Raw genomic sequence first — 22,301 nt, forward strand, 5'->3', positions numbered from 1 at the left:
AACGTCATCTATCGGTATCGAGTACGCTGATGCTACAATCGGGCGTCATTCGTTTTTTCCTCCTTTCCGCGATTGTAACGAATCACCCTGCCGTTTCCGCCGGTATCGTTACCTCGTACCACCCGCGTTCGGTCGTCACGCGCAGGTCGAAGGCCACACCGAGGACGTGCGTTTCGCCACCCCTATTTTGGACGACGACGCCCCGTTCTGCGACACAGTCACCGAACTGCCGATTCGGCCCACTCGGGCAGCTTGCCTGTGCCCATTCCTCCGCCGCCGACTGGTTGTACTCGGTTTGGTACACTGTTCCCGATTTAACGCGGGAAGACTGTAACGTGTCTAATTCCGATTCGAGGTCGGAGCGCATCGCCGAAATCGCGGCGTCTCGATTGTCCCATCCGTACTCGGCAGGAACGTCGCGGGCGGTGTCCTGCACCGCCCGCGAGAGCACACCGTCCGCGTTCTCAACGGGCGATTCGTAATCGTTGCTCGCGGTTACGTCGCCGCTGTAACCCAGTTGCAGGTACGCGAACACGACAGGTGCGAGTGCGACGGCCACGATTGCCGCCGCGGCCAGCACGAGTTGTGCGCGATCTCTCACACGTACCACACCCAAATCGTCACGTCGCCGCTCGTCGTCGTTACCGTCGAAACGCCGACTGGAACGCTGGCGGGTTTTCGATAGCCGACCGCACCGTGTGGCGTTTCGACCCGGAACATCAGGTTGTCCGGAAGGATTCTATCCACGCGGCGTTCCAGCGCGTCCTGTTCACGTTCGAACGTTTGCGGCGAGTCGATGATTTCTGCGAGACGGGTCGTTCCCTGATGTCGCGGCGGTTCGCTCGCGAGCACGGTTCCTGCGTCTTCGGCGTACAGTTCGAGTTGTGCGCTGCGCGTGTCGGGGGCCGGGACACCCAACGCGAATCCCATCGCAACGCCGAGGATGAAGATGACGCCGATTCCCGCCTCCACAACTGACAGAGAGAGTTGTGCCCTAGGCATCGACCGTCACCGCCAGCACGGCTTTTCGGGTGTTCGTGGGATAGTACGTGATTCGAACGCTTCCCGTCGGGAGCGACCCCGAAGCGTCGGTTTCGAGCGCGAGCTGAACCGTTTCGAAGCGCGAAACGGGCACCGAAAACGTTCCATCGAGTCCGGATTCGTTTCGCAGTACGATTCGGCCGTTCGCTCGAACCGCCGTCACGGTCGTCTCGTCCGGAGACTGTATCGTGAGCGTCGCGTTCGACGTGCGCCTCGGAAGCGTAAATCTCGGGTTGGACGCCGACAGTTGCGGGGTTCGCGTCACTTCGTCTCGACGCTCGACCAGCACGATACGGCGAATCGTCGGTCCACCCGTCGGACTCCCGCGCTCGGCGAGCACGTTCTCGTCGAGTTTGACACGAACGTCGTGGTTCCCGACGACGGGAAACAGTTCTTGCAGACGGTTCGCATCGAGAGTTTCGAGTTCGGTCGCATCGATAACGTTCGGTCGAACCGTCACGGCGCTTTCCTCGCTTACCATTCGTTCGCTGATTGCAACGCCGATCTGCCGAGATGTGGCATCCCTGTCCGCACCGAGGAATGCTCTGTCGGCCATTCCGATACTCAGTCCGGTGACCATCGTCAGGATGAGCAGTGCAACCGCCAACGCGGGAAGATTCATCTGTCCCCGCGTCATGGTGCTCGCTCCCGTTGTCCCCGCTTCAGTTCGACGACGAGACCTGCCCCCTCGGTTTCTCCGCTTCGAACGACGATGACTGCCGGTTCCGTACTTGACCAAGTTCCTCGTATCGTCCCGACGTGTTCCGGAACTGCGATGTGAGTGGCTTCGCTCACTTGCTCGTTCGAATGGACGAGTGTGAGCGTTCGATTTTCGGCGTGAATTTCGTACGCCGTCCCGCGAATCGTCCGCGGGAGTGTCACGCGCATCTGACCGCGAACGGCCGTTCCGTTCGCGGGAACCGCCTGTTGGATTCGCTCCGCGGCCTTCGACAGCACGCGGTCGGAGACTTCGTCACCGACCGCCGTTCTATACTCCGGAACGACCCCGCCGTACAGCGTCGTGGTAATCATTCCGATGTACAGCACGACCAGCCCCGCTTCGAGCACCTTTCCGATGACCGGACTGACGCCACGATTGTCCATCACCGAACCTCCGTTCGCATGTCGTGGACGACAAGGTACGCGAACCGCTGTCCGGAATATTCCGCGACGACGCTCGGAATCCCGTCTCCGTCGAAGTCACGGGTCGTCGTCGTCGCGTTTTGGCGCTCGAAGTATCGACGCCACGCGCCGGTCGCTTCCGTCTCGACGGCGACCCGGTACGTTCCGTTGCCGAGCGTCGTCCGAGCGTGTGTAACGTTCGTTCGGACGAGTGTGGACGTGCCTGTTTTCGAACTGACTGCTCGCTCCGATGCGTTGAGTTTCGCAGCACCGACGACCAACACGCCACCGTCCCTTGAGGCCGTAATCGGTGGTTGGGAGTACATCCGTGCGGAATCGTTCGTCCCGCGGACGATGCCTCCCGCAACGTACGTGACGCGTCTGCTGCCGCTCGTGAAGCGTAACGCATCGACCTGAACTGTTCGGACGATGCCCGAATCATCCAATATCCGGAGTTCCCGCTCCGCGGTTTCCAGTTGCCCGTCGGAGAACAAAATCCGACCTCGATGGACGCCGGTCGATTCGACTGGCGAAAGTGCGCGATTCATGTCGGTCGAAACCCGCGTTGCATCCGCAGTCGCGGTGTTGCTATCCACGACGAAACCGACACTGGCGGTTAGCCCGGCGAGAGAGAGCATCACCGTTCCGAGCAGGAGTGCAACGCCGACGACGTTCGATTGTCCACGCCTCATATCATTCCCGCTCCTGCGAAAACGAAATATGCGACCGTGACGAGCGCCGCCGAGTGAAGCAGTGCCTCGTAGAACCCTCGACTCGCGTATCCGGCGAACCAACCACAGGCGAGCATCGTCGTCTGCGTGACGACGTAGAACCGGTGTCGGTCACGCGCCGGTTGTACCGCGTTCGGGTCGAGAGCTAACCCCGCGTTCGAGTTGGACACCGCCGACAACTGCGAGAAACTGTCGAGAACGTAGGCGTTCACGGCAATCATGATGCCGATAATGAGGAGCGCAGTCGTCCAGCCAACGACCACGTACACCAGCATGTTCGACCGAAGTGCTTTCTTTTGATGATATAATCTGCCAATCTCGACCTGTAGGGTGTCGAAAACCGTTTCCGTATCACCGCCGACGTCCAGCGTTCCGGTGACGAGTCCGATAGTCTGGTCTGCCATCGGCGTCCCGACGTTTTCGACGAATCGAGTGAGTGCATCTCGGCGCAAATCACCGTCTCGACTCGTGAGGTTCGCGTTGAATGCGAGGTCGGTAACGTCCGATTGAAGCGCCCCCATATCGACGTCGCGTGCAACACGTTCGACTGCGGTCGAAAACGGACGACCCAATCCGACGTGAGCGGATACCGCGTGAACGAAATCCTTGATTTCGCGGTCTTTCGCGTCGTCGATTCGCGACCGCCGGACGGAGACGAGGCCGACCGGAAGTGCGAACGCGACGTAAGAGAGCAACACCGTATCGACGGGCGTATAATCGAGCATCCAGAGCAACCCACCGACACAGAACGCCAGCGGAACCGCCAACACTGCGGTATTTGCCGGATTAATCAGCAGCGTTTTGAGCAGTTCGATCGGGTGTGACGAACGGGAATGCTTCGGGGCCGATTGGTCGGCAGGTCGAAGCGAGGACATCACGACCGCCGCGCCAGCACCGACGACGAGGATGAACGCACCACTGCTGTAGATGATGAGCGCCCGCATCGATAGCCAGCCGAACGGCGGCGGCGCTGGTGCCGCCAATCCCGGCGCGAGGACGCTCATAACGGTTAGTACGATAACCAAGAGTGCTGGAGTAACCAGCAGGACGATGAACATTTCGGCGATGAGTTCGAGAAATCCTTCTGCCTGCTCGCGGCTTCGGGACTGTCGATGGCTCAACATCCGACTCTCCATCTGGAGATACTGTTCGAGTGCATCCGGCCCCTGTTCGGCGTGCTCCCTGAACTTCAGCAAAAACGGCGCAAGAACGTCGCGTGACGGCGTATCTCGGGCGACGATTCGCAGGCCGTCGTCCACGCTACCCGTCAGCGCGGCCTTGTTCAGCACCTTTCGAAACGCGACGGCGGTGTCGCCGTAGGACTCCTCCCGGTCGGCGACTTTTCGGAGCATGGCCGTCTTATCGTCGCTTCCGGACGAGAGCGCGCGAAGGTATCGAACCGCACCGGGCAGAGTTCGCTCGATGTTCGACCGGCGTGCGCTGGCCGACCAGCCGAGATACAGTCCACCAGCCCACACCACCGTCCGTTTGCTGATGGTTGCACAGGCCACGGAGAGGCCGGTTGCGGCGTACATCCGCTGAACGTTCGGTACCCGAACCCTATCCAACAACGGGAGTCCGTCGTGGAGAAACGACGCCAGACTAGCGAGGACGGAATCCGGAATCGCGACCGTCACCAGAAACGCCCAGCAGAAGATGGCGAGAAAGACGACCCACGACAGGCCATAGGTTCGGGAGAGATACACGTCGAAACTGGCGTTCACGTCGGTCGCGCGGTAGCGTTTCCGGTCGCGGTCGTGGCGCGTGCGGTCGGCGTGGCGCGAGAACAGCGCATACAGTGCGCGGTCGAGGATGCCGAGGGAGGATGAACTGTGTAAATTTTCTGTCCCTGATGAATCCTCTAAACGTGTCTCCGTGCTGTTCGACTCCGTGATGGTGCTCATCACGGAACCTCATTTTCGAAATATGTCATAAAACGATTTATCCGTGTTATTTAATTTAAACTCTCGGATTTGGAGATGGGCAAAATAGCACGTGAGACAACTCTCATCCACGCACTTCCCGCGAAACCCGCTCCACCGTCGCCGCCTCGTTGTTCTGTAAGTCCGCAAGGAACGAGAACAACTCGTCGAAGTCCGAAACGCCCTCCCGTTTCAGATACTGCACGTAGCTGTGTTTGCGGTGGAAATCAGCCTCAACTTCCTCGACGCTCCTGTCAGTGCGGTCGGCGAGTCGGTGGAAGAATCGAAAGCCGATTTCACGTTCGTCATCACCCAACTGCGGATGGTCGTAGTCGAGTTGGAACGTTCCATCGTGGTCGCGCCACGCGACCGTATTCCAGTGAATCGTCGTTCCATCCTTGCGAATCGTGCCACAGCGTCCATCCAACTCGGCGAACTCGTCTTCGCTCACCAACTCCACGAGTTCGCCGACGTACCGGTTGCCATCGACGTATCGCGGGAAGACGACGAGGTCGATTTCGCGCAAGAGGTAGGCGGGAAGCCCCTGCTCCACGACGCGATTGACGAGTTTTTCGATGTTTTCGGCGTGCGTCGTGCCAATCAACCCATGGCCCGTGTTCAGCGATTCCGCGAAGGTCTGGAACGAGGCGGGCGTGTTGATTTCCGCGATAACCTCCACGTCCGGATTGAGGTAGTTACACTCGGTCATCAAATCGGCCATCGTCACGCGTTTGTAATCGCTCTCGTGGTCACGGGTCGTAAGCGAGACACCGGTTTCGTGGGGCAGTCGAACCTCGCGCGACCCCTCGTCGATGCTGATTGGGCGGTCGCGGTAGGGGATGAACGGCATGTGCGCATTCATCAGCGTCGTCTTTCCGACCCCTGTCGGCCCGGAGAACAACGCGACGCCGTGCTGTTCGTACAACTGCCAGAGCAGAGTGACGATTTCTGTGGAGATGCTTCCACCGTCCAGTAAATCGACAGGCGTCATCGTGTCAGGAGCCTGCTTTCGAATCGAGATGTGTGGCCCGCCCTCCGAAATAACGGGCAGTGCGACCGCACAGCGAATCGTTTCTTCGTCGGCAACGCCGTCAGGAGAGAGATTGACCTTTGCACTCGGATTACTGGCGTTGAGTTCGACGCCGTCCGAGGCGGCCATCTGAGTGACGACGTTGACGAACGCCGATTCGTCTTCGAACGCAAGGTTGGTGGGAATGCGCTTGCCGTGACCGATTGCGCGGCCGCGCGGAACCACCTTGATACGCTCACCGACGCGGTTGGCTTCGATGTCTTCTAGGAGGCCGTCCCGGATCGGAATCGTCATTTTTCCGTGGCCGACGTAGTCCCGCAGGACGTAGTACACCAAATCCGAGAGCCTATCGTCGGAAAATCGGTGGTCAACCGGCGGAATCGCGAGGTCGTATTCCGCCAGCGCGGTTCGGACGCGATACCGGGCGGCGTCGAGCCACGCCCTCGTGTTTCTGGCCGTGAGTCGCCGCGAGAGGAACTGTCGGGCGCGTTCGCGAACGAACGAGGAGCGGTCGTCAACGACGCCGCCGACGTTCGTCTCCCAGATTCGCTCTTTGCACTCTTCGATGAGTCGGTCGTCGTCCGGCAGGAGATTCGGTTCGAGGACGGCGTACTTCGTCGCGAAGGAGTCGGTGCCGAGTAGGTGCTCTTGATAGACGACGACCGGGATTCGAAATTCGTCGAACTCGACGGTGTGCGTCTCGATGCGCTCGCTGGCGAACCGGGCGAGATAGTCGGCGTCAGCCGAGAGGTCGGTGTCCGCGGGCGCGTAGTTTGCGGTGTGGACGACGAGGTGCTCGCCCGCGGCGTCGGCGACTTCGATGTGGTCGTCTAGCGCGAGTGGCGTCAGTTTGCCGAGACAGAGCAGTTCGGCCAGCGCGTGGTACTCGACGCGCCGACGACCCGCCTGCGACATGTCGGTCAGTCGGTCGATGGCGCGCCGATACTTCGGGTCGAAACCACGCTCGACACATTCGATTGCACCCTCGCGCGTCAGCGGTCGGCGGAGATTTGCAGTTGCAAAGTGCTCTCGAATTCGGGTGAGTGCGCGTTCGTCGCTCGCGCCGAGTGTGGGGGTTCGAACGTCGTAGCGAAAGCCGTCGTCGGTTTCCCGAACCGTGGCGACGACGCCGGGATGGAGTTCGCGCTGGTCGCGCACGTCGGGGGCGTACCACGCATCGGAGTCGTCTGGTGGGATTGGCGGTGGAACTGTTTCGGGTGTGTCGCAGTCGGTAGTGATGGTGTGAAGCGAATGCGCATCGGCCATAGCGCAAAGTGGTCTGCTTTTTTAATTTAAACCTTTACAAATTGATTGTGATATGTGACTCAAATCAGGCGCTGTGGGCTATCTTCGAAATATCCGATGTTCCGCGTAATTGCGCTGAGCGACCGATATTTATAGTATGCTGTCAGTTCTCTTCGTAATGATTCGTAGAAGAGCTATCTTACTAAGTACATCTGCCGGAGTAGCTAGCCTATCCGGTTGTATCGGGCTTCACAACCGGTTGAGGGGGTGAAATAGTGATCATGCCATAGACATTTCCAATCAAAGTGAATCCAAAGTAGAGTACGAACTGACTGTTCGGGAAGTAGGTAGCCCGGAGACCATATTTACCAAAAAAGGAACCGTGGAACCCGCAGAAAATACTCGGTTTGACAAACCCTTCGAGCGGAAAGACAGCAACTACACTGTAACAGTTCGTACAGACTCCGGGTTGTCGAAGGAACACACGTGGGAAGAACCAGCATCCATTGATTTGCTCATTTTCCATATAAACTCTGATAAAATAGAATCTAGCGTAGTACAACCAGAATAATTCTTAACTCTTCAATGAATATATGGAAATAATAATCAAAATAATATTGTGTGTAGCCTGTTACAACGCAACTCAGTCGTCAACCACTCTCACACCCGCCGAATCGTCTCCGCAACAACCCCGACCCCAATCGGAAGCGACTCCTCTTCGATATCGAATCGGGCGGTGTGGTGCCCGTAGGGATTACTCGCGCCGATGCCGACGTAGGTCGCTTGTCCACCATTCTCCTGCACTCTCCGGATGAGGTAGGAGGCGTCTTCGCTTCCACCCATGTCGTCGCATGGGACGACTTCGTTGACTCCCTCGACCGAACTGGCCGCGTCCGCGACGGCCTCTGCGATGTCCGTGTCGGCGGTGAACGTCGTCGTTTTGCCGTACAGGCCGGTTTCCACGTCAACCTCGTGCATCTCCGCAGACGCGGAAATGATTCGTTTCGCCCGCCCGAGCATGTACTCGTTCAACTCTGCGTCACCGCCGCGAACTTCGACGCGCATTTCGACTTCCTCCGGGATGATGTTCTGCGGGTTCTCCGACCGCACCTGTCCGATGTTGATTCGGGTGACGCCGTCGCTGTGGCGCGGAATCGCGTAGAGGTTTTGGATGGCGGTTGCGGCGGCTTGAAGCGCGTTTCGTCCCTTTTGTGGGGCATTCCCCGCGTGGCTCGGTTCGCCGTCGAAGGTCACGTCCAACTTCGCGTTCGAAAGCGGACGTTCGAACGCCGCGACGACGGTTCCCGTCTCGATTCCCAAGCCGAGGTGGATGGCGACGAAGTGGTCTACGTCGTCCAAATGGCCGGATTTGCTCATCGGGAGGCCGCCCCGACCACCCTCTTCGGCGGGTTGGAAGAACAGTTTCAGCGTTCCGTCGAACCCGCCGTTTCGGTCAAGTTCGCGGGCGACACCGAGGCCGATGGCGGTGTGGCCGTCGTGCCCGCAGGCGTGCATTTCGTTGGGGTGGGTGCTGACGAATCCCGCTTTCGCCGGGCGGTGGTCGTCGTCCTGTGCCTCGGTTCGTTCGAGGGCGTCCATATCGACCCGGATGCCGACGACTGGCCCGATTCCGTCGCCGTAGGTCTTCTCTGCAACGAGGCCGGTGACGCCGTCCATTCGGTCGAGATATCTCTCGGGCGCGCCTTCCCGGCGCGCCCGTTCGATTGCGGTCAGTAGTTCGTCCTCGGGCGGGACGCCGAGTCGTTCCTCCTCGGCGACCGCATCAGTTCCGAGATGGAGTGTAAAGTCGCGCTCTGCGAGTTCGTCCGCGACGAGTGCAGTGGTCCGGAACTCCTTCCAACCGGCCTCCGGATACTGGTGCAGGTCACGGCGGAAATCGACTATCGAGGGGTGGCTACTGTCCGACATGGACTGCTAACGATGGAGTACGAACAAAATCCTATGGATTACGGTAACGAGAACAGGTCGAATCGCCGTGAGACGAGGTGAATTCCGTGCTTCGAAAAATACGATTCGCCGTTGTGCCCCCGGATTCTCAGTGGCGACCTTCTTCGAACTCCTCGACTACTTTGTCACAGAAGGCTGGCAAATCATCCGGATTTCTGCTGGTCACCAACCCTTGGTCGACGACGACTTCTTCGTCCACCCACTCCCCACCCGCGTTGCGGATGTCGGTCTGGAGGCTGGGATAGGCGGTGAGCGTCCGGCCTTCGACCACGTCCGCCTCGACCAGTGTCCACGGTCCGTGGCAGATGACGCCGATTGGTTTGCCCGCCTCGGCGAACTTTCGGACCAGACTCACGGCGTCCTCGTCGGCGCGGAGTTTGTCGGCACCGACCGCACCGCCCGGAATGAGCAGTGCGTCGTACTCGTTCGCGGAGATCTCGGAGAAGGTTCGTTCGACTTCGAACGTATCCCCGGGTTCGAGGTCGTTGTTGACCGCCTGCACCTCGCCGGTTTCGGCGCTGACGACATCGACGCTGGCACCGGCATCCTCGACTGCTTCTTTCGGTTCGGTGAACTCGACCTGTTCGGTTCCCTGCGGCGCGATGAAAATCGCGACTGTCGTATCGGAAAGTGTGTCTGTCATCGTATTCCCCCACGAAGTTTGGACTTCACAAATTCGCTTAGCTATTGTGGCAATCGATTTTACCTCACTCCGCGGAGGTCGTTTTCGTCTCCTCTGAACCTTGACCCTGTTCGATGCGATCACCGAGTCGATAGACGGCGCGGAACGCGACCAGCGCGATGCCGACTTCGAGCAGTCCCGTAACGGTAAATGCCGTCTCGAACCCGAGGCTGTCGGCGAGGCCGCCGCCGACGAGGAACCCGGTCAGAAATCCGAGGCTCCCGAACGCGTTGAATCCCGCCATTGCGACTCCCCGGTCGCTGTCGGGGGCAATATCGGTGACGAGCGCCATCGTCGCGGGGGAGACGAACGCGCCACAGACGCCGACGGCGACCATCGCGGCACCCGCGAGGACGACCGTCGGTGCGAATCCAACCGCGATGACGGTGATGCCGTAGCAAATCGACCCGACGACGACCGGGATGAATCGCCCGATTCGGTCCGACAGTCGCCCCATCGGATACTGAAGCAGGGCGAACGGGGCGAAAAAGAGCATGAGCATGAGTCCTGTCGCACCCGCATCCAAGCCGAACTCGGTTTGGAAGTAGAGCGTGCCGACCAGCGCGAAAAAGCCCGCCGTGAGTCGGTCGATGAAGCCGAAGGCGTAGGGAATCGACAGTTCGGGCTTGTCGCGGAGTCGCGCCAGCGCAGTTGCGACGGTCGCCCGAGATTCCGATGGTACGCGGTCGGGGGTCGGAACCGCCAGCAGGGCAGTTCCGACCATGAGGACGCTCGCGGCGAGGAGCGGCGTAGTCGGGTGAATTTCGGCGAGTTGGCCACCGATTGGCGCGCCCATCGCCGTTCCGAGGCCGATGGCGATTCCGGCCGCGCCCATGTTTCTGCCGTGGCCGCCGCGCAAATCCATCAGCATGGTCATCGACAGCGAGAACGCGGCGATAGTCGCGGCACCCTGCACGACTCTCAGTGCCAGCACCGCGCTGAACGGGAGGCCGAGGGTCGGGGCCGCGGCGAGCGCGGCGTATCCGGCGGAGCCGCCGAGCGCACCCGCGACGATGAACGGGACGCGTTTTCCGAAACGGTCGCTCAGGTACCCCCAAATCCCCGCACAAATCACGAACGCGGCGAACTCGGCGACGAGGAACCACGTTCCGCCGTTGAGTTGTTCGCTCGCGCCGAGATGGACGACGAGGTCGGGTACGCCTGGATAGAGGAGTACCTGTGCGAGCAGTACCGACCATATCACTGCGGCGAGGCGGACGCGCTCGCCGCGGACGCCGGGGAGCATCCGACCCATCGTTCGTAGTTGGAACTGTGGTCGGAAAATCCTATCTACATTCCTGCGTGACGGTAGTTGGGAGTGTGTTGCGGTCGTTTGCGGCACCGTGTTCTTTCCGTGAGAGTTTCGATTGTTCGGCTGTCGAGAAAGAGGCGTTAGTGCTCTTGGTCGGAAAACACGAACCAAAACACGAGTCCCATCGAGATACCGAATGCCGTTCCCATTGACCCCCAAAGCAACACGTTTTCAAGGAAAATCCCATCGAATACGCGATACTCCCACCGATTCCGGCCCCAAACGCCATGAAAACACCGAGCAATGTGTCGCTGTCCAGTTCATCCCACGCTTCGGTCATGAATCCGGTCTGGTCTGAACTAGCATAACGATATGCACTTTTCCGAGATTGAAATTTCTATTCTGTCGGTCGTGTCTGTTACCCATTGGCATCGAGAAACTGTCTTCGAAACGACTGGTCGTCGCCTTTTTCTCGGGAACGATTGCTGTAGGAGCGACTAGAAACCTCCCGTACGAACAGTACCAAATCGTTTAGTAAGAAAATTTAATGCCAATCATTGTTTCGATATATTTGGGATTGAAAAAATGACTGACAAAAGTAACACGGACGGACTGAACCGACGAACGCTGATGAAAAAAGCTGCGACGACCGCCGTGGTCGGCGCTGGCGTGGCCGCCGCCAGCGGTAGTGCGAGTGCCAAGCCGACGCTGGAAGAGCAGTACGCAGACCCGATTCGAACCGAATCTCTGTTCGCAGAGCACGCAGGCGACCTCATGGCGATGCTGTCGAAGGACGGTCTGCTCCAGAGTGCCGACGTGTATTCGGAAGTTCACACCCGGAAAACCGTCGGGTTCAGCGACATCGCCAAGAAAAACGAGGGGACGACTTTCTTGAAGGGAGTTTCTGGGCGGGCAGACGAAATCGTCAGCGTCCGAAACGTCGAGGACGGCGTCGTGAGTATCACCGTCGAACCGGAAACCGGTCGCGCGTACGCTTTCCACGAACCCGAGAGTTCCGATAAAACGTTCCTCTACAACCCGGACATCGGAACGCAGGCAATCGACACGCAAGCGTGTAACACGGACTGTTTCTGTTCGCCAGTCATCTGTGAAAACACTCGCTCGGCGGAGTGTGAAACCTGTTGTGACGGCGATTGCCAGACGAACTACTTCTGTAACTGCTAACGACCGCAGTTCGATTTTTTGCGCCAGTGCGAACGACCGGTTCGGTCGATTAGACGCCCGGCCGTTCTTCGAGCGCGAGCGCAACACCGAACCAAACGAGAACGCTGGCGCTCGCGTACCGAAGCACGTTTCGAACGCGCTGGCGCTCGGTTATCATCCGGCGCGCCCTGCTTGAAAAGACGGCGAGAATCGCTTGATAGCAAAAGCCGAGCGTTCCGAACAGGACACCGAGGGTAAAGATTTGGAGGCCGAAACTGCCGCTCGGACGGACAAACTGCGGGAGGAAGGCGAGGAAGAAGACGGCGACTTTCGGATTGAGGACGTTGATGGTAAACGCCTGCCGGAACGATTCGCCGTGTGTTTGACTGTCCGTTTCGGGCGCGATTTCGAACTCCTCGCGGTTGCGCAGGGTTTCGATGCCGAGGTAGACGAGGTACGCCGCGCCGACGATTTTGACGGCGGTGAACGCGAGTGCGGACGCTTTCAGCACCGCCGACAGACCGAGGACGGCGGCGGTGGTGTGGACGAGACACCCGGTGGAGGTTCCCGCAGCGGCGGCAACGCCAGCGGTTCGGCCATCGCTGACGCTTCGTTTCAACGTGTAGATGCTGTCAGGGCCGGGCGCGACGTTCAGCGCGAGGGCGGCCGGAACGAAGGCGAGCAAAACGCTCGGCTCTATCATATGCCATGGATGACGACCGACGACATAAACGTGGGGTTGACTGTCGTTGTTCTACGATTTCTCATCGGTGGATTCGCTGTTCTGTTCGTCCTCCGAATCCGCCGTTGTCTCCTCGTCCGGGCCTCCGAACAGACCGAAGTGGACGTAGGCCCACGCTTTCGCGCGCTTTTTTCGCGTCGTTTTCGATTTCATGGTTCCCCCTGTCGATTCGCGCTTCGATACTCCTTCGTTTTAGGCCAACCTAAAACTTTTGTCGGGAGATGAGTTCGGACGAAACGGAATCCCCGCTTCGGTTTCGTTCACCGTCGAGCCACAAAAGACACCCTTCCGCACGGATTGGTCTAACACGGACCCCGACAATGTCAGGCACGGATTCCGAAGACCAACTGGGATTCGACCAGAACGTCGATTATCTCGGACGCGCGATACGCGCCCTCGTTCCGCAGTGGGTCGCTCGAAGGAGCATCACGGCCAGCGTTACGACCGACGAATCCCGGTACGAAGTCGGCGACGAGATACGAATCACGGTCACGTTCGAGAACCGACTGCCGATTCCGATGGTCGTGGAGACGCCGCGACAGCGACTCTGGGGATGGGACGTGAACGGTGAACTGGAAGCCAGCGACGAAGCCTACTACCTCCGCAACCAGCCGAACGTGTTCTACTTTCGTGCGCGAGAAAAAAAGCGAACCCACGTGCGGTGGGACGGGCGATTCGAGCGAAGCGACGAATCGTCCCGTCTCCCCGCCGAACCCGGTGAGTACACGATTGGCGCGTATCTCGCGACCGAGGACGAAAAACCGCGCGACGAGACGACAATCACTCTCCGATAGCGGAACGGAGACGGGAAAAAGGAACTACCGTTCTTGTCGCCCCTCGGCAACGTCGTCGCGGTGGCGGTGACACGCGGCGGCGTGCGGCCCGGTTCCGTACTCGGCGGGCACTTGGTAGTCGGGAATCTGTTTCGCACAGATGCTTTTTTCCGCGAACGACTCCGTCAGTCGCTCTTTCGCGCTGTCCCAGTCGTCGGCCAAAATTTGGTCGATTGCGCTCTCGATGATGCGTCCCGCTTCACCATCGGGCACGTTCCCGTCGAAGAACTCGACCACGATTTCGGATTCGCCCGTCGGTTCGAACGACCGACGCTGTACCGCTCGCAGGAACCCGCGAGTTCGTTCCCACTCTTCGGGCGACAGGTCGTACTCTGCGGGCGCGATGAGTTTCGGACAACGCGTTCGGAACCGACACCCGCTCGGCGGTTCGATTGGACTCGGAACGTCGCCTTCGAGAACCCCGCGGGTTCCCGTTTCACGGGGGTCGGGAACCGGGATGGATTCCAGCAGTGCTTGCGTGTAGGGATGCTGTGGGTTCTCGTACAACTCCTCCTTGTCGGCGAGTTCGACCAGTTGGCCCAGATACATCACCGCCACCCGGTCCGAGATGTGGCGAATCACCGAGAGGTCGTGGGCGATGAACAGGTACGTGAGGCCGAACTCGTCCTGAAGCGACCGCATCGTGTTGAGCACCTGTGCCTGAATCGACACGTCGAGCGCCGACACCGGTTCGTCACAGACGATGAAATCCGGATTCACGCTCAGGGCGCGGGCCAGATTCACGCGCTGGCGCTGGCCGCCCGAGAAGGCGTGCGGATGACGATTGTAGTGTTGCGGGTCGAGACCGACCTTTTCGAGCAGTTCGCGCGCTCGATCTTCACGTCCATCCGAATCGTACATCCCGTGGGCTTTCATCGGCTCCTCCACGATGGGGCCGATTTTCATCCGCGGGTCGAGTGAGGACTGCGGGTCTTGGAAAATCAACTGCATGTCCTTGCGCTGACTTCGCACCTCCTCGCCGCTCAACTCGGTCAAATCACGACCCTTGAAGGAGACGGTTCCGTCCGTCGGTGTGAGCAGTCGGAGGATGGTTCGAGCGAGAGTGCTCTTTCCGCATCCCGACTCGCCGACCAGTCCCAACGTCTCACCCTTGTGGATGGTGAACGAAACGTCCTCGACCGCCCGAACTGACTCCTCCTCGCCGAACAATCCGGACAGAAATCCGCCGCCGTTGGTGAAATGTTTCGTCAGTCCTTCGACTTCGAGGAGCGGTTCGCCCATCGCCGTCTCGTCCTCGTCGAGACGGCCCATCGACATCGAATCGGACATTTCAGTCACCTCCCTTCGACGTGTCGCTGACGAGGTCGCCGCTGATTCCCGTCTTCGCTTGCACCTCTATCGGTTCGCTGAACCAGTATCCGGCGTCGAACTCGTCGTGTTTGATGCAGGCCGACCGATGCGACTGCGTTTCGGGGTCGTCCCTGTCGCTGACCTCCCGGCACGTTGGATGAGTTTCGACGCAGGCCTCTCTGGCGTCGGGACAGCGCGTGTGGAACCGACAGCCTCGCGGCGGGTCGATGGCTTCGGGCATCACGCCTTTTACCGGTTCCAGTTCGTGAACCGTCTGGTCGGGTCGCGGCATGGAGTTCAACAGGGCTTCCGTGTAGGGATGTTTCGTGTCGTAGAACAGGTCGTCGACCGTGGCTTGTTCCACGATTTCACCGAGGTACATCACGTTCACTCGGTCACAGAGTTCGGCGACGACGCCCATGTCGTGCGTAACCCAGACGAAACTCGTGTCGTATTTGTCCTGCAACTCGTCCACCAACGAGAGGATTTGGCCCTCGACGGTTACGTCCAATGCTGTGGTCGGTTCGTCCGCGATGATGAGGCTCGGTTCGCAGGCTAACGCCATCGCGATGAGAACGCGCTGGCGCATCCCACCCGAGAACTGGTGGGGATAGTTTTCGTAGCGCGCTTCGGGTTCCGGAATTCCGACTTCGCGGAGCATGTGAATCGCCTCTTCTTTCGCCTCCTCTTTCGAGAGATTCCGGTTGATTTCGATGAACTCCCGAAGCTGGTTGCCCACCGTGAACACCGGATTCAGGCTCTCCATCGGGTCTTGGAAGATGATGGCGATTTCCGTCCCGCGAATTCGACGCCGCATGTCCTCGTTCGAGAGCATCTCGTCGCGGGGTTGGAGGTCGCCGTCAGGCCCTTCTTCGAGGCCGAACAGCACGTCGTCCCGGAATCGAACTTCGCCCCCGACGATTTCGCCGGGGTGGTCGATGAGTCGAAGGATGCTCTGGGCGGCGACGCTCTTTCCGGCCCCGCTTTCGCCCACGAGGCCGACGATTTCGCCCTCGTTCACGTCGAAGGAGATGCCATCGACGGCGCGAACGACGCCTTCTTCCGTGAAGAACTGCGTTTTCAGGTCGTCTATCTGGAGTATCGTCTCTGTCATTTTTGATCAATTTTTGATTCGTGGGTCGAGTGCGTCGCGGAGGCCGTCGCCGAGCAGGTTGAACCCCATCACGGTGATGAGGATGGCGATGCCGGGCCACAGGCTGAACCACGGGTCGGGAAGCATGTAGCCGCGGGATTGGTTCAACATCTGCCCCCACGACGGGGTCGGCGGTTGGGCACCGAAGCCGAGGAACGAGAGTCCGGCCACGATGAGGATGCTGATGCCGACTTGTAGGGTCGCCTGCACGAGGACGGGCGCGAAACTGTTCGGGATGACGTGCCGGAGGATGATGTTTCGGTCACGGACTCCGGCGGCCCGCGCCGCCTCGATGTACTCTTCTTCCCGTACGCTAACCACCCGTGACCGAATCAGCCGGGCGAACACCGGAATCGTCGTGATGCCGACGCCAATCATAGCGTAGGTCAAATCACGCCCGAATGCGGCCATGAACGCGATGACCAGCACGAGGAACGGAATCGCGTACAGCGTCTCCACGAGGCGCATCAGCGCGTCGTCCACCCGGCCGCCGTGGTAGCCCGCGACTGCGCCGACGAGGGTTCCGGCGATGAGGCCGAACCCGGTCGAAACGATGCCGACTTGCATGGCGATTCGGGTGCCGTACACGAGACGGACGAGAATATCTCGTCCGCGGTGGTCGGTTCCGAGCGGGTACTTCCACGTCCCGCTTCCGAACGTGCTTTCCATCCCGGCCGGTGGGAGGAGTATTTGCGCGTTCGCGGGGTCGTTCACCGGATTGTACCAGAATCGACTGGCGATGGCGTAGTCGAACAGTTTCGCGTCTATCCACGCGAAGATAGCGACGCCGAGAATGAACGCGATGATGTAGAACCCGATTCTCGCGGTCGTATCCTTCTTGATTTGGTCGAGCGCATGTCGCCATCCGACGTTGGATTCGCTCGGCTCTTCGGGGTCGTATCCTTCGTTCGATTGCGGTTCGCGAAGTTTGTCGGTCGTAGTTTCACCTGTTCCCATCGTTAGTCCACCTCGTCGTAGGTCACTCGCGGGTCGATGTACGCGTACGAAAGGTCAGTGAGGATGACGCCGATGACGAACGTCAGGCCGAAAAACACCGTCGTCCCCATGACCAGCGGGTAATCCTGATTGTTGATTGCGGTAATGATGAGCCGTCCCATCCCGTTGATGTTGAACACCGTCTCGGTCAGCACCGCGCCGCCGAGCGCCGACGTGAGTTGGAGGCCAACGACGGTGATGACGGGCAGTTGCGCGTTGCGGAAGGCGTGCCGTCGCAGTATCTTTCCTTCCGAGACGCCGTATGCTCGCGCCAACTTCACGTACTCCTGCTGGAGGACTTCCAACATCGACGACCGTTCGATTCGCGTAATCGCGGCCATCTGGAGCGTCCCGAGCGAAAGCGTCGGTAAGAGCAGATGCATTCCACTCTGCCAGAGAACGTCTGCCTGCGAGGATGCTCCATCGACTGAACTCGGATTCGCCCACGGCAGAATCAACCCTGTCGCAGGGAACCAGTTCAGGTGGTAGGCGAAGATGATGATGAGCATCAGCCCAATCCAGAACGATGGCGTGCTGACCCCGATGAGCGCGACGACGCGCGAAACGTGGTCGGTGGGCTGATTTCGCCGTCTGGCCGAGATGATACCCAGTGGGATAGCAGTCACCAGCGCGAATCCGAAACTGGAGAGCATGAGGAGGAGCGTCACCGGCAGTCGCTCCATGATTTTGGTCATCACGGGCACCCCGTAGTAGATACTCTGTCCGAGGTCGCCCTGTGCGACGGCGGTGAGATAGTTCACGTATCGAACAGGGAGCGGTTCGTCTAGCCCGTACTGCGCCCGGATTTCCTCGACCATCTCTGCGCTCGGTGACGGCCCGAGCATGATTTGAACGGGGTCGCCCGGAATGGCGTTCGTCAGCAGGAACGTGATGGTGACGATTCCGACGAGGACCGGAATTGCTTGCAAAGATCGGCTAATCGTGTAGCGGAGGATTCCCATGTATTGTTGGTAACTCGTATCGAAACGGGGTGCGAGTGGTTACTGCGACCCGATGGATGCGTTCGTGTAGTCGGTCGAAACCACGAAGCTGGAAACGGGATGCGACTCGAATCCGTTGACGTTCTGTTTCATCCCGTAGCTGTTTTTCAAGTTGTACGCCGGGATGTGCGCCCGGTCTTCCAGCACTTGCGTGATTGCTTCCCGATACAACCGTTTTCGCTCCTGTCGGTTCGCAGACCGCCGCGCTTGGTTGATTTGCTGGTTCACACCGTTGTAGAAGGTGCCGTCCGTCGTGCCGTGTGCTTCTTTCGTGAAGAAGTAGTACGTGAAGGCGTCTGGGTCGGGCGTTCCCGACCAGCCCAGCGTGTACATGTTGTAATCGTTGGGGTCACCCGAAACGTACTGGTCTAAGAACGCACCCCAGTCGAGTCGCTGGACGTTCGCGTTGTATCCGGCCTCCTTCAGGCCGTTCGCCACCGTGACGCCCAACTGTTCCCGTTTGTCGTCCGGCGGGACGATGATGTTCGCGTTCCAGTTGTTCGGAACCGAATCGGCATCGTCGAGCATCGTCTTCGCTTGATCGATGTCTTTGCCGTGAGCGATGTTCTTCCACTTGTTCAGCGGCATGCCCCACTTCTTGGCTATCTGTTCCGGCAGTGGACTGTACTGGCGAACCCCGCTCGGTTCCACGAAGTTCGACACGGCTTGGTCCATGTCGAAACAGTAGTCGATGGCTTCCCGAACCTGCGGGTCGGTGGTCGGCCCGTTCTGGCAGTTAAAAGCGAGGTAGAAGTAGCCCATCCCGATGACGGACTCGATGCTCGCATTGTTCATGCTCTGTACCTGCTGCCACAGTTTCGGTGGAATTTCCTCGATAACGTCGCTTTCGTTGGTTTGGAGGCTCGTCAGCCGTGTCGTCGGCTCTTCGACCGGCCTGAATTCGATTTCGCCGAGATTCGGCATCGGTTCCCCCCAGTAGTCGTCCCACCGGGTGACTCTGGCGAAATTTCCTTCCTGCCATTCGTCGAACTGGAACGGCCCGGAACCGACGGGATTCTGTTTGTTAAACTTCTGTTTGTTGTTCTCCCGAACGCTTTTCGGCACGATAGGACGCGTCAGCGCGTTCATGAACGGGCCGTAGGGGTATTTCAGGTCGAACTTGACTCGTCGGTTGCCGGCCTTCGAGATGTTCTGTATCATGCTCACTTCGGAGGCGTTCTCCGTTTCCTCCTTGACCGGCGCTTCGAACGAATATTTCACGTCCTCGAAGGTCATTGAGTCGCCGTTTTGGAACTGGATTCCCTCCTGCATCTCGACGATGTACGTCTGTCCGTTGTTCTTGACCTCCGGTTCGCCGGTCGCCAAGTGCGGGACGACGTTGATGCCGCTATCATACGTGTACAGTCCCTCGAACACGCGGTCTGCTACCTGTGTCGAGGGAACGTCGTTGAGGACGATAGGGTCGAACTCCAGCGGACTCTTTACTTGCGCGAGCGTCAGTGTGCCACCGGAGTTCGACTGCTGGTTGCCGCCGCCCGAATTCGACTGGTCGCTCCCAGCACAACCAGCGAGCGCCGCGATACCTACCCCGCCGAGGCCTTGGAGGAGCCGTCGGCGTTTGAGTGAGTCCGGAGTTTTGTCGTGTTCTGTCATTGTGTGATGAGTTCGATTTTTTCGCCGCTCGTTCGAAATCCGCCAATCGTCCCGAGCAACTGTTCGCGTTTTTTGACCGAACCAACCATTGTTATTGGGTGGCTGAAGACACCGGCTGTGAGCGGTAGTGTCCCCCTACTGTAAGCGACGAATAATAGTTACGTATGCTGCGTGCGATGTCTGCTTACGCCCCCTCTCGGCCTCATCGACACTGCTGTGCGTTTTTCAACGATAGCACTAAGCAACGATTCACATACTGTATTCTAGATTTTCGCGGACAAATACGAGGCATCGCGTGGTCGAACTCGGAACGCGGGCAACGAAGTGAACGATGAACAATGCGGTCAGGGACTAACAAACGCGAAGGTAGTCGGTGATTCGTCATCGAGTTCGCTTCCCAGTGGCCGCGATGTTTATCCGTGAATCGGTTGACAATCCGTTACTTGCGGTCGGCCACCCGGGAAACCCGGGTGGCCGATACACCAAGATTGCTACGCGATGGCCACTGATGCACTGCTGGCGTCGGCGTCGATAATCCTCCTCGGAGCGGTGTCGAAACTGCTCGCCGACAGATTCGGGATTCCGAACGTCGTCTTCTTGCTCGGATTCGGTATCCTGTTCGGGCCGGAGGTCATCGGCCTTCTCGACCCGTCTCTGTTCAGTAACGCGCTCTCGACCATCGTTTCGCTAGCGGTCGCAATCATCGTCTTCGAAGGTGCGTTTAACCTCACGTCCTCCAGAATCCGGTCGGCATCGACGGCTACACTCAGGCTCGTCACGCTCGGTTCCGCGATTACGTTTCTCGGCTTGGGACTCACGATACGATACCTGCTCGATTTGCAGTGGAGTCTTTCGTTTCTCATTTCCGCCCTCCTCGTGGCCACCGGGCCGACCGTGATAACGCCGATTCTGGAACAGACGGACGTGCGCGAGAACGTGAAAACGACGCTCGAAACCGAAGGTATCGTCAACGACCCCGTCGCGTCCGTGCTCGGGGCAGTTATCTTCAGTGCGGCGGCGCTCGGCGAACGACCCTTCACGCGCGGCGGACCGGTGGACGAGGAAATCGTCATCGAGTTCGTCACGCAGTTGGGCGTCGGCGTCCTCATCGGCATCGTTACGGCAATTAGCGTGATCTACGTGCTTCGAAATTTCAGCCGAACCCCGCAAAATTCGCGGATAACCGTCATCGCAACCGCTTTGATTTCGTTCGCCGTAGCCGACTTGTTCGCCTCGGAGGCGGGGGTCGTCTCGGTCGCGGTTGCGGGATTGTTGGTAGGCAACGCCGACATCCCCTACGAAGAGGAAATCGAGGGCTTCAGCGGCGACGTAACGGCAATCGTGTTGAGCGTCGTCTACATCATCCTCGCATCTCTGCTCAGGTTCGAGGAACTCGTGGAATTCGGGCTGGCTGGCGTCGCCGTCGTTCTGATTGCCATGTTCGTCGTCAGACCGCTCTCCGTGTTTCTCTCGACGGTTCGTTCCGATTTCAGCCGGAACGAACGGCTGTTCATCTCCGCGGTCGGCCCGCGGGGAATCATTCCCGCCTCGACCGCGACCCTCTTTTCGCTCCAACTCGCGCAGGCCGACGTGGCGAACGCCGAAAGCGTCGTGAGCGTCGTTTTTCTCGTCATCCTCGTCACGGTCATTTTCGAAGCGGGTGGCGCGCCGTTCATCGCAAACAGACTCGACATCGTACCCATGACGATACTCATCATCGGCGGAAGCCGAATCGGACGAACCCTCGCGGAACGACTCGAAGAGCGCGGTGAAAACCCAATCATCATCGAACGGGACGTGGAAGTCGTCTCCAACCTCCGAGCGAACGGCTACTCGGTGGTTCACGGCAATGGTGCGAACGCCAGCGTCCTCGAAGATGCAGGTGTCGAAGACGCGAAGATGGTCGTCGCCGCGACGAGCGAAGACGACCAGAACATCCTCGCCTGTCAAACCGCCCGGACGAAGTTCGGCGTCGAAAACCTGCTCGCACAGGTGAACGACACGGAAAACGTAGACGCTTTCGAAGACCTCGGGATTCGAACCACGACGCCGACGCTCGCCACCGTCGATACCATGGACGACCTCATCCTCCGACCGAGCTTTTTCGCGTGGTTGTCGAGCGTTGGCGACGAAAACGACGTTACCGAGGTGACGGTCGATTCGGCGTCGATGGTCGGGCGCGAACTCGGCGACATCGACTTTCCGGACGAAAGCAGCGTCGTACTCGTCCAACGAGATTCCGAGTACATCATTCCGAAATCCAGTGTCGTGCTGGGAGAGGGTGATGTGGTCACGCTTCTGGGAACGGCTGATGCGGTCGAAGACGCGGCGAGGATGCTGTCGGAATAGCGATTGCTGTTCTACCTGTGGTTTCAACTTTGTTACCGTTTCTAATCGAAGTTGGCTACCAGTTATGGCAAAAGAATTTACGCATAAATTAATCCTTGGAAAAAGATCATAAGTAGATGGGTCGAAGCGCAGATAGAATCAGCGC

20 protein-coding genes are annotated in these 22,301 nt (G+C 59.2%); 3 read left to right on the forward strand and 17 right to left on the reverse strand.

Annotated elements, in window-relative coordinates:
* Positions 1-82: 82 nt before the first annotated feature.
* The 10 genes from BW974_RS02985 to BW974_RS03030 all read right to left on the reverse strand — a co-directional run bounded on the left by BW974_RS02985 (position 83) and on the right by BW974_RS03030 (position 10,996).
* Positions 83-601: a DUF7261 family protein gene (locus tag BW974_RS02985; RefSeq protein ID WP_076427836.1), complete on the reverse strand. Its 519-nt coding sequence runs from the start codon at positions 599-601 to the stop codon at positions 83-85.
* Positions 598-1,002: a DUF7262 family protein gene (locus BW974_RS02990; protein ID WP_076427838.1), complete on the reverse strand. Its 405-nt coding sequence runs from the start codon at positions 1,000-1,002 to the stop codon at positions 598-600. Before BW974_RS02990 ends, BW974_RS02985 begins: the two co-directional genes overlap by 4 nt.
* Positions 995-1,678: a DUF7263 family protein gene (locus BW974_RS02995; protein ID WP_076427840.1), complete on the reverse strand. Its 684-nt coding sequence runs from the start codon at positions 1,676-1,678 to the stop codon at positions 995-997. Before BW974_RS02995 ends, BW974_RS02990 begins: the two co-directional genes overlap by 8 nt.
* Positions 1,675-2,145 (reverse strand): DUF7266 family protein, encoded by a 471-nt coding sequence (locus BW974_RS03000; protein WP_076427841.1) that lies wholly within the window; start codon positions 2,143-2,145, stop codon positions 1,675-1,677. Before BW974_RS03000 ends, BW974_RS02995 begins: the two co-directional genes overlap by 4 nt.
* Positions 2,145-2,855, reverse strand: a complete 711-nt coding sequence (locus tag BW974_RS03005) for a DUF7289 family protein (RefSeq protein WP_076427843.1) — start codon at positions 2,853-2,855, stop codon at positions 2,145-2,147. The genes BW974_RS03000 and BW974_RS03005 overlap by 1 nt, the downstream gene beginning before the upstream one ends.
* Positions 2,852-4,798: a type II secretion system F family protein gene (locus BW974_RS03010; RefSeq protein ID WP_084186187.1), complete on the reverse strand. Its 1,947-nt coding sequence runs from the start codon at positions 4,796-4,798 to the stop codon at positions 2,852-2,854. The genes BW974_RS03005 and BW974_RS03010 overlap by 4 nt, the downstream gene beginning before the upstream one ends.
* Before the next feature lie 103 nt (positions 4,799-4,901).
* Positions 4,902-7,112, reverse strand: coding sequence for a type II/IV secretion system ATPase subunit (locus BW974_RS03015; RefSeq protein ID WP_076427844.1), 2,211 nt, complete (start codon positions 7,110-7,112; stop codon positions 4,902-4,904).
* A 639-nt stretch (positions 7,113-7,751) separates the two neighbouring features.
* The gene (locus BW974_RS03020) at positions 7,752-9,020 is read right to left on the reverse strand and encodes an amidohydrolase (protein WP_076427846.1); all 1,269 of its coding nucleotides are present in this window, start codon (positions 9,018-9,020) and stop codon (positions 7,752-7,754) included.
* Positions 9,021-9,147: 127 nt separating this feature from the next.
* The gene (locus BW974_RS03025; protein ID WP_076427848.1) at positions 9,148-9,702 is read right to left on the reverse strand and encodes a type 1 glutamine amidotransferase domain-containing protein; all 555 of its coding nucleotides are present in this window, start codon (positions 9,700-9,702) and stop codon (positions 9,148-9,150) included.
* Between the two features lie 64 nt (positions 9,703-9,766).
* Positions 9,767-10,996, reverse strand: coding sequence for an MFS transporter (locus BW974_RS03030; protein ID WP_076427850.1), 1,230 nt, complete (start codon positions 10,994-10,996; stop codon positions 9,767-9,769).
* A 582-nt stretch (positions 10,997-11,578) separates the two neighbouring features.
* Between BW974_RS03030 and BW974_RS25335 the strand changes: the two genes are divergently transcribed.
* A complete protein-coding gene (locus BW974_RS25335) occupies positions 11,579-12,178 on the forward strand; it encodes a hypothetical protein (protein ID WP_076427852.1) in 600 nt (199 codons plus the stop codon).
* Between the two features lie 49 nt (positions 12,179-12,227).
* Here BW974_RS25335 and BW974_RS03040 read toward each other — a convergent pair whose 3' ends face one another.
* Positions 12,228-12,860 carry a LysE family translocator gene (locus BW974_RS03040; RefSeq protein ID WP_076427854.1) on the reverse strand — a complete coding sequence of 211 codons (633 nt, stop codon included), beginning with the start codon at positions 12,858-12,860 and terminating at the stop codon, positions 12,228-12,230.
* 51 nt (positions 12,861-12,911) lie between these two features.
* Positions 12,912-13,052 carry a hypothetical protein gene (locus BW974_RS25340; RefSeq protein ID WP_175609616.1) on the reverse strand — a complete coding sequence of 47 codons (141 nt, stop codon included), beginning with the start codon at positions 13,050-13,052 and terminating at the stop codon, positions 12,912-12,914.
* Between the two features lie 167 nt (positions 13,053-13,219).
* On the opposite strand from BW974_RS25340, the gene BW974_RS03045 reads away from it, so the two are divergent.
* Positions 13,220-13,693: a DUF7974 family protein gene (locus BW974_RS03045; protein ID WP_076427855.1), complete on the forward strand. Its 474-nt coding sequence runs from the start codon at positions 13,220-13,222 to the stop codon at positions 13,691-13,693.
* A 24-nt stretch (positions 13,694-13,717) separates the two neighbouring features.
* Here BW974_RS03045 and BW974_RS26915 read toward each other — a convergent pair whose 3' ends face one another.
* The 5 genes from BW974_RS26915 to BW974_RS03070 are packed head-to-tail and all read right to left on the reverse strand — an operon-like array spanning position 13,718 to position 19,807.
* Positions 13,718-15,022: an ABC transporter ATP-binding protein gene (locus BW974_RS26915; RefSeq protein ID WP_281247655.1), complete on the reverse strand. Its 1,305-nt coding sequence runs from the start codon at positions 15,020-15,022 to the stop codon at positions 13,718-13,720.
* A gap of 1 nt (position 15,023) precedes the next feature.
* Positions 15,024-16,157 (reverse strand): ABC transporter ATP-binding protein, encoded by a 1,134-nt coding sequence (locus BW974_RS03055; RefSeq protein WP_076427857.1) that lies wholly within the window; start codon positions 16,155-16,157, stop codon positions 15,024-15,026.
* A gap of 6 nt (positions 16,158-16,163) precedes the next feature.
* Positions 16,164-17,153 (reverse strand): ABC transporter permease, encoded by a 990-nt coding sequence (locus BW974_RS03060; protein WP_076427858.1) that lies wholly within the window; start codon positions 17,151-17,153, stop codon positions 16,164-16,166.
* A 2-nt stretch (positions 17,154-17,155) separates the two neighbouring features.
* Complete coding sequence (locus tag BW974_RS03065) at positions 17,156-18,154, reverse strand: ABC transporter permease (RefSeq protein ID WP_076427860.1); 999 nt, start codon at positions 18,152-18,154, stop codon at positions 17,156-17,158.
* Positions 18,155-18,193: 39 nt separating this feature from the next.
* A complete protein-coding gene (locus BW974_RS03070; protein ID WP_076427862.1) occupies positions 18,194-19,807 on the reverse strand; it encodes an ABC transporter substrate-binding protein in 1,614 nt (537 codons plus the stop codon).
* A gap of 498 nt (positions 19,808-20,305) precedes the next feature.
* On the opposite strand from BW974_RS03070, the gene BW974_RS03075 reads away from it, so the two are divergent.
* Entirely contained in the window at positions 20,306-22,156 is a 1,851-nt protein-coding gene (locus BW974_RS03075; protein ID WP_076427864.1) for a cation:proton antiporter domain-containing protein, read from the forward strand.
* The last annotated feature ends 145 nt before the right edge of the window (positions 22,157-22,301 follow it).

The organism is Haladaptatus litoreus (assembly GCF_900156425.1).
Lineage (GTDB): Archaea > Halobacteriota > Halobacteria > Halobacteriales > Haladaptataceae > Haladaptatus > Haladaptatus litoreus.

Bases quoted from the DNA above. Each gene is read 5' to 3' on its own strand.
- BW974_RS02990 (WP_076427838.1), bottom strand. From the start codon at position 1,002: ATGCCTAGGGCACAACTCTCTCTGTCAGTTGTGGAGGCGGGAATCGGC.
- BW974_RS02995 (WP_076427840.1), bottom strand. From the start codon at position 1,678: ATGACGCGGGGACAGATGAATCTTCCCGCGTTGGCGGTTGCACTGCTC.
- BW974_RS03000 (WP_076427841.1), bottom strand. From the start codon at position 2,145: ATGGACAATCGTGGCGTCAGTCCGGTCATCGGAAAGGTGCTCGAAGCG.
- BW974_RS03005 (WP_076427843.1), bottom strand. From the start codon at position 2,855: ATGAGGCGTGGACAATCGAACGTCGTCGGCGTTGCACTCCTGCTCGGA.
- BW974_RS03010 (WP_084186187.1), bottom strand. From the start codon at position 4,798: ATGAGCACCATCACGGAGTCGAACAGCACGGAGACACGTTTAGAGGAT.
- BW974_RS03015 (WP_076427844.1), bottom strand. From the start codon at position 7,112: ATGGCCGATGCGCATTCGCTTCACACCATCACTACCGACTGCGACACA.
- BW974_RS03020 (WP_076427846.1), bottom strand. From the start codon at position 9,020: ATGTCGGACAGTAGCCACCCCTCGATAGTCGATTTCCGCCGTGACCTG.
- BW974_RS03025 (WP_076427848.1), bottom strand. From the start codon at position 9,702: ATGACAGACACACTTTCCGATACGACAGTCGCGATTTTCATCGCGCCG.
- BW974_RS03030 (WP_076427850.1), bottom strand. From the start codon at position 10,996: ATGGGTCGGATGCTCCCCGGCGTCCGCGGCGAGCGCGTCCGCCTCGCC.
- BW974_RS25335 (WP_076427852.1), top strand. From the start codon at position 11,579: ATGACTGACAAAAGTAACACGGACGGACTGAACCGACGAACGCTGATG.
- BW974_RS03040 (WP_076427854.1), bottom strand. From the start codon at position 12,860: ATGATAGAGCCGAGCGTTTTGCTCGCCTTCGTTCCGGCCGCCCTCGCG.
- BW974_RS25340 (WP_175609616.1), bottom strand. From the start codon at position 13,052: ATGAAATCGAAAACGACGCGAAAAAAGCGCGCGAAAGCGTGGGCCTAC.
- BW974_RS03045 (WP_076427855.1), top strand. From the start codon at position 13,220: ATGTCAGGCACGGATTCCGAAGACCAACTGGGATTCGACCAGAACGTC.
- BW974_RS26915 (WP_281247655.1), bottom strand. From the start codon at position 15,022: ATGTCCGATTCGATGTCGATGGGCCGTCTCGACGAGGACGAGACGGCG.
- BW974_RS03055 (WP_076427857.1), bottom strand. From the start codon at position 16,157: ATGACAGAGACGATACTCCAGATAGACGACCTGAAAACGCAGTTCTTC.
- BW974_RS03060 (WP_076427858.1), bottom strand. From the start codon at position 17,153: ATGGGAACAGGTGAAACTACGACCGACAAACTTCGCGAACCGCAATCG.
- BW974_RS03065 (WP_076427860.1), bottom strand. From the start codon at position 18,154: ATGGGAATCCTCCGCTACACGATTAGCCGATCTTTGCAAGCAATTCCG.
- BW974_RS03070 (WP_076427862.1), bottom strand. From the start codon at position 19,807: ATGACAGAACACGACAAAACTCCGGACTCACTCAAACGCCGACGGCTC.
- BW974_RS03075 (WP_076427864.1), top strand. From the start codon at position 20,306: ATGGCCACTGATGCACTGCTGGCGTCGGCGTCGATAATCCTCCTCGGA.